The sequence below is a fragment of the Isoptericola croceus genome, from assembly GCF_029382255.1.
In the GTDB taxonomy this organism is placed as follows: domain Bacteria; phylum Actinomycetota; class Actinomycetes; order Actinomycetales; family Cellulomonadaceae; genus Isoptericola; species Isoptericola croceus.
The window spans coordinates 1-268 of sequence record NZ_JARLLG010000312.1 but is presented as its reverse complement, the minus strand read 5'-3'; the positions used below and the strand labels follow the sequence as shown (position 1 = coordinate 268).

At 35.1% G+C, this 268-nt stretch carries 1 protein-coding gene; it reads left to right on the top strand.

What is annotated here, in order from left to right; translation table 11 throughout:
• Nucleotides 1–268 (top strand): hypothetical protein (locus PZC42_RS21470; protein ID WP_277214193.1); only part of this gene is annotated, 268 nt, incomplete at both ends.

The following is a 268-nucleotide window of genomic DNA, read 5'->3' as shown; positions in this document are numbered from 1 at the left end:
AAGTGAAAGGAGTTATGATTCTAAAGAGCTTGATACATTAGAACTTGCAAGAGAATTTGAAGAACTAAAATCATTCATCGAACAATTTGGTGGTAGAAACTATGATGATTCTAGATTCGAACCAATCCTCAACGAAATTAAAATTGGATTAGTTAACAGAGATTCAGAACAGGTTGATGCAAAGCTTGATGAGCTAAAACGACTAATTGAGAGATATCTTCCAACGCGATCTCGATCAGCAGTAATTGAGGCCCAATTTGATAACGAT